Here is a 6,194-nt window from a genome sequence, read left to right on the forward strand (position 1 = left end):
CCGAGGTCAACGCGCTGGAGCGTGCCACGCTGTATGGCATCGTGGTGTACAGCGGCCGGCGTGTCAACTACGGCCGGATCGACCTGGTCGGTGCCCGTGAAATTTTCAGTCGCGAGGCGCTGGTGAACGGCCAGTGGGACTGCAAGTGGCCGTTTTTGCAGGCCAACCACAAGCTCATCGGGCAGGTTGAAGATCTGGAGCACAAGGCGCGCCGGCAGGACGTGCTGATCGACGACGAACTGATCTACGCCTTTTACGACCAGCAGTTGCCCGCCGACGTTTGCAGCGGCTACAGCTTTGATGCCTGGTACCGCGACGCCTGCAAAAAGCCCGAGTACCTGATGCCGATGCCGGTGCGCGGCGCAGCACCGACCGGCAACAGCAAGCTCCTGCTGCTCACGCGTGAGGAGCTCATGCGTCATGAGGCGGCGGGCATCACCACCCAGTCCTTTCCCAAAACCGTCCGCCTCGGCGGCGTGGATTGCGCGGCCAGTTACCTGCACGAACCCGGCGACGCCAAGGACGGCCTGACGGTGACCGTGCCGCTGTTTGTGCTGAATCAGGTCAACGAAGAGCGTTGCGAATGGCTGGTACCCGGCATGCTCAAGGACAAGATCCAGGCGCTGCTCAAGACATTGCACCAGCGACCCCGCTCGCGGCTGGTGCCGTTGCCCGAGAGCGCCCGCAAGATGGCAGAAACGCTGAACGCGCCCGAACTGTTTGGCCACGGCGCGCTGCTCGATGCCGTGCTGAAGCTGGTGCGCGCTGCCACTGCAGTGGACGTGGTGCGCGCCGACATCAAGGTCGACATGCTTAGCCCGCACTTCTTCATGAACTTTCGGGTCGTGGACGAACATGGCCGCCAACTCGGGACCGGGCGCAACCTGGGCGCCCTGAAGGCCGAATTGGGCGCCAAGGCGCGCGGCGCTTTCCAGGCGCTGGCCGGGCTCAAGCTGGGGCAGGGCGCAGCCAGCCCGGCCAATGCCGGCGCCGGGCCTGCAAGTGCTGGCACCGCGCCCGTCATTGCGAGCCCTTCGACGGGCTCAGGACAGGCTGAAGCGCGGCAATCCACGAAGTCCGCAGGCATGGATCGCCACGGCCTGCGGCCTCGCGATGACGATCTTCAGTCGGCCTCGGTCGCCAGCCAGCGCTACACCGCCTGGACCTTTGGCGAACTGCCCGAGCTGCTTGAAATTCAAAAGGGCGGCCAGACGCTGATCGGCTACCCCGGCCTGATCGACGCGGGCGACGCGGTCACCATCGAGGTTTTTGACGAACCCGATGTGGCCGCCGCCAAACACCGCGCCGGCCTGCGCCGCTTGTTTGCCCTGCAGATCAGGGACGCGCTCAAGTACCTTGAAAAGAACGTGCCCGATCTGCAAAAAATGGCCGTGACCTACATGCAGGTCGGCAAAAACCCGGACGGCAGCGGGACCGGGGGCACGCTGGAAGAACTGCGCGAGCAGATCATTCAGGTGGCGCTTGAACGTGCCTTTTTGCTCGAGCCCTTGCCCGCCGATGAATTCGCCTTCAAGAAACGCATTGACGAGGGCCGCAGCCGCCTGACCCTGATCGCCACCGAAGTGGCACGGCTGGCCGCAGCCATCCTGGCCGAGTACGCTGTTGCCGTGCGCAAGATCAAGGACACGAAAAACGCGCCCGAGGCAACAGTGGACGCCGCCCAGCAACTGGCGCGCCTGATGCCCAAGCGTTTCTTGAGCGTCACACCCTGGGCTTCACTGCACCACTTTGCCCGCTACCTGAAAGCCATCACCGCGCGCCTCGACAAATACCGTGCCGACCCGGCGCGCGATGCCGCACGCCTGAAGGAACTGCAACCGCTGGAGCAGCGCTACTGGCGCCTGCTGGCCGAGCGCAAGGGCGTGGTCGATGAACGCTTGCAGGAGTTCCGCTGGCTGCTTGAAGAACTGCGCGTGAGCTTCTTCGCCCAGGAGTTGCGCACACCCCAGCCGGTGAGCGTGAAACGGCTCGAAAAAGCCTGGGCGCAGTTGGTTTAGGAACGCCAGCGCCATGCCGGTCCCGCGCTTGCGTTGATTATTCGCATCCCCTTGCGCGCTGGCCCGGCTATTCTGGGAGTCTCATTGGATTTCTCAAGAACAGGAGTCACCATGGCAACCAAACTCAAGGAATTTGCGAGCACGCTGGTCGCGGTGGTTGAGCCGGATACCTCGGCGCGGGTGGTGGCGCAGCTCATGCGCCGGCACCACATTGGCGCCCTGGTCGTGGTCGATGCGCTTGATAAAAGCAAGCCGGTCGGCATCGTCACCGACCGCGATCTGGTGCTTGAACTCATGTCCGAAGGTCTCGATCCCGCCGTGTTCACGGCAGGCGACATCATGTCGGTCGATCTGGTCAAGGCGCACCCGGAAATGGACGCCATTGACGCTGTGCAACTGATGAAAAAGTACCGCTTGCGGCGTCTGGTCATCAGCGACGATGCCGGACATCTGGCCGGCATCGTGACCATCGAAGACGTGCTGGGCTTGTTGACGCGCGAACTGGCAGACCTTGCCGTCGATCTGGGCAGTGCCAGAGATCGCGAGACCCGCGAGCGTCCTCAGGGCGCGGGCTGAATGCAGGACGCTCGCATCCGACCAGGACCGAACGAGGCAAGGCATGGAAAGGCCTTCTGTCATTCACAAGGAAGCAGCAACGCGATGTTTGCTGCATAACTGGACCTGCTACGCAGAGGAGCGCAGCAGGTTCTCCTGGGCCAGGGAACGACTGGCGCTGCAGGGCCTGCCTGGTGGCGGGCTCAACATGGGTTTCGAGGCGGTGGACCGGCATGCCGCAGGGGTGCTGCGCTACCATGCAGCGCTGCGTTTTGTCTCCCGCAACGCGCCTGCCGTCGATGTGAGTTATGCCGAGCTGGCGCGACAAACCAACCGTTTCGCCAACGTCTTGCAAGGCCTGGGCACAGGCCAGGGCGACCGGCTGTTCCTGCTGGCCGGGCGCATTCCGGAACTCTATGTGGCGCTGTTGGGCGCGCTCAAGAATGGCACCGTGGTGACGCCGCTGTTCTCGGCCTTGGGCCCCGAGCCCATTGCCACCCGCATCCAGCTCGGTGCCGGCCAGGTGCTGGTGACCACCGATGTGCTTTACCAGCGCAAGGTGCGCCAGATGCGCGCGCACATGCCGACGCTGCGCCAAGTGCTGTTGGTGGCAGAGGACGGTGGCGTCACCCACGAGCCGGAGACACTGGACCTGGCGACGCTGATGGCTGCTGCTTCAGACAGTTTCAGCATCGCCGATACGCAGCCCGACGACCGGCCTTTTTGCATTTCACCAGTGGCACCACCGGCACGCCCAAGGGTGCGCTGCATGTGCACGAGGCCGTGGTGACCCACTTGGCCACCGGGCGCTACGCGCTTGATTTGCAGCCGCAGGACCGCTACTGGTGCACGGCCGACCCGGGTTGGGTCACCGGCACGTCCCACGGCATCATTGCGCCGCTGCTGCAGGGCGTCACCACCCTGGTCGACCGCGAAGAGTTCGATGCCGGGCGTTGGTACACGCTGCTGGCGCAGGAGCAGGTGAGCGTCTGGTGTACCTCGCCCACGGCGATTCGCCTGCTGATGAAGGCCGGCCCCGAGCTGGCGCAGCGCCAGCGCTATCCCTGCCTGCGCTTTGTTGCCAGTGTCGGCGAGCCGCTCAACCCCGAGGCGGTGTGGTGGGGCAGGAGGTGCTGGGTCTGCCGATTCACGACAACTGGTGGCAGACCGAGACCGGCGGCACCATGATTGCGAACACACCCGCCTTTGACATCAAGCCCGGCTCGATGGGGCGACCGCTGCCGGGCATTGACGCTTTTGTTGTCGAACATCTGGAGGCCGAGGGCGAGCCACCCCGGGTGCGCGTTATCGAAACGCCCAATGTGGAAGGCGAACTGGCGCTCAAGCGTGGCTGGCCCTCGATGTTTCGCGCTTACCTCAACAATGAGGCGCGTTACCGGAAATGTTTTGCCGGCGAGCTGTACCTGACCGGCGATCTGGCGCGCGTGGACGAAGACGGCTACTTCTGGTTTGTCGGCCGCGCCGACGACGTCATCAAGTCGGCGGGCCACCTGATCGGCCCGTTCGAGGTGGAGAGCGTGCTGATGGAGCACCCGGCCGTGGCCGAGGCCGGCGTCATCGGCAAGCCGGACCCGCTGCTGGGCGAGGTGGTGAAGGCCTTTGTCTCGCTGAAGAACGGCTTTGAGCCGGGCGAGGCGCTGCGTCTTGACATCATGGCCCACGCGCGCAAGCCCCTGGGCGCTGCGGTGGCGCCCAAGGAAATCGCCTTTCTGGCGGTCTTGCCGCGCACCCGCAGCGGCAAGATCATGCGCCGCCTGCTGAAGGCGCGCGAACTCGGTCTGCCCGAGGGCGATACCTCGACACTGGAGGCGGGTCTATGAGCGACTTCAAGGTGCCCGCACCGCCGACCGGCCCGGTGCCCTGGGAAATACAATTTGCGTTGGCCCTGCTTTCCGACATGCTGCGCATCCGGCGCATGGAAGAGAAAGCGATCGAGCTGTACGGGCAGCAGAAAATTCGCGGCTTTTTGCACCTCTACATTGGTGGCCACCTATCGCGAGCATGGCCATGCGCTGCTGCGCGGCGTTGGCATGAACGCCATCATGGCCGCGCTGTGGCAGGTACCGGTGTTGTTTGGTTGTGAGAACAATTTTTATGCGATGAGCACGGTGCTGGCGTGATCCGAATCGCAGACCGATCTGTGCGTCAAGGCGGCGTCCTATGGCATGGCCACGGTACCGGTCGATGGCATGGATGTGGTGGCGGTGCATGAAGCCGTGCTGGGCGCGTCCCAGCAGGTGCTGCAACTTAGCCGTCCGGTATTCATGGAGTTCAAAACCTTTCGTTTTCGCGCCCATTCGATGTTCGACCCCGAGCGCTACTGCGACAAACAGGAAGTTCAGGCCTGGAAGCCCAGGAACATGGATTCAAACGGGTCATCGAGGGCAAGATCAGTTGAACGCAAGTTATTCATGAGTTACTCTCCATGGGTTTCAGAAATGAAATTTGCCAGATACTGACGATTTGTCAGAGCCGCAACTGAAGAATAGGATTTGCCCCGATCTCTCAGATGACAATTCTCAATCGGGATGCAGTCTGTCTGTTGATTTCTCCAAATTGGCAAGTGCGCCCCTTCCATCCGGCCGTTCTCACATGTAATATTTCCGTCAACAGGAAGCCGGAGGTCACCATGATCATCAGTTGTAACAAGGTCAGTTCCAGGCGGAGTCGAGCCAATGAATACGCTTGCTAAGGCTGGCGCCTTGCGCTTGAAAAAAACACACCAGAAGCGTGATCATGACATGCTTGATGCCGTTCTCAAGCTGATCCCCGATGCTGTCATCAGCGTCGATCTTGCCGGGCACATCAAAACTTTTAATCCTGCTGCCGAGCGCATCTTTGGCCGCAGCAGCGCCAGTGTGCAAGGTGAGCCGGTTGACTTGCTGATGCCAGAGCGTTTCCGCTCCGGCCATCAGGCTGCAATGCAACGATTTGCCCGGCTGGATGGTGAAACGCGCATGATGGGTCTGCGGCGTATCAAGGGTTTGCACGCCGACGGTCAGGAGATTGAACTCGAGGGCACCATCAGCCATGTCAGCCTGCCGCAGGGCGAGCGCTTGCTGGTCACCTTGCACGATGTCTCCGTGCGCGCCCAGGCCGAAGCGCAGTTGCAGCATTCGCGTGCCCAGCTCGCCGAACTGACCCGAAAACTCATGACGCAGGAACGTGTTCTGGTGAAACGCCTGGCGCAGGTTTTGCATGACCAATTGGGGCAAACACTGGCAGCGATCCGCATGTGCCATGAAACCATGGTGGACTTGCAGACAGCACAGACGCCGCCCGACTGGCAGCACTTGCAAGAGCGCATGGGCACGCTCATCGGGCAGGCAATAGCCCAGGTCAGGCAGGTGCTGCAAGACCTGCGCCCGCCCTTGCTCGAGGAGCAGGGGCTCAGCGTTGCGCTTGACAATGAGCTGCGCAATCGCGCGCTGGGAGTGCCCAAGATGGATATTTCCATCAATGTGCCACCCAAGCTTGAGTTGATGCGCTGGCCGGCCGAAGTCGAATATGCCGCTTTCATGGTGGTGCGCGAGGCGGTTGAAAACGCCCTGCGTCATTCCGGTGCCAGTGCCATTGCGGTGGAACTGTCAGGCAACGCCC

7 protein-coding genes and 1 pseudogene are annotated in these 6,194 nt (G+C 62.6%); all 8 read left to right on the forward strand.

The genetic code is table 11. The features are described from left to right. Positions 1-2,018 (forward strand): DUF3418 domain-containing protein (locus NDI87_RS15850; protein ID WP_296276442.1); only part of this gene is annotated, 2,018 nt, incomplete at its 5' end. A 111-nt stretch (positions 2,019-2,129) separates the two neighbouring features. Further along, on the forward strand, positions 2,130-2,594 hold the full coding sequence (locus NDI87_RS15855; RefSeq protein ID WP_296276443.1) for a CBS domain-containing protein: 465 nt from the start codon (positions 2,130-2,132) through the stop codon (positions 2,592-2,594). A gap of 43 nt (positions 2,595-2,637) precedes the next feature. Next, entirely contained in the window at positions 2,638-3,363 is a 726-nt protein-coding gene (locus NDI87_RS15860) for an AMP-binding protein (RefSeq protein WP_296276444.1), read from the forward strand. Further along, on the forward strand, positions 3,297-3,761 hold the full coding sequence (locus tag NDI87_RS17525; protein ID WP_366029062.1) for an AMP-binding protein: 465 nt from the start codon (positions 3,297-3,299) through the stop codon (positions 3,759-3,761). Before NDI87_RS15860 ends, NDI87_RS17525 begins: the two co-directional genes overlap by 67 nt. After that, complete coding sequence (locus NDI87_RS17530) at positions 3,692-4,414, forward strand: hypothetical protein (protein WP_366029064.1); 723 nt, start codon at positions 3,692-3,694, stop codon at positions 4,412-4,414. The genes NDI87_RS17525 and NDI87_RS17530 overlap by 70 nt, the downstream gene beginning before the upstream one ends. Then, positions 4,411-4,677, forward strand: a complete 267-nt coding sequence (locus NDI87_RS15875; RefSeq protein WP_296276445.1) for a hypothetical protein — start codon at positions 4,411-4,413, stop codon at positions 4,675-4,677. Before NDI87_RS17530 ends, NDI87_RS15875 begins: the two co-directional genes overlap by 4 nt. Beyond that, positions 4,637-5,053: pseudogene (locus tag NDI87_RS15880) on the forward strand (thiamine pyrophosphate-dependent enzyme). The gene NDI87_RS15875 and the pseudogene NDI87_RS15880 overlap by 41 nt, the downstream one beginning before the upstream one ends. A gap of 216 nt (positions 5,054-5,269) precedes the next feature. Then, positions 5,270-6,194, forward strand: a 925-nt coding sequence (locus NDI87_RS15885; protein ID WP_296276446.1) for a PAS domain S-box protein, incomplete at its 3' end; no start/stop codon positions are given.

Source organism: Rhodoferax sp. (genome assembly GCF_023701345.1).
Taxonomy (GTDB): Bacteria; Pseudomonadota; Gammaproteobacteria; order Burkholderiales; family Burkholderiaceae_C; genus Rhodoferax.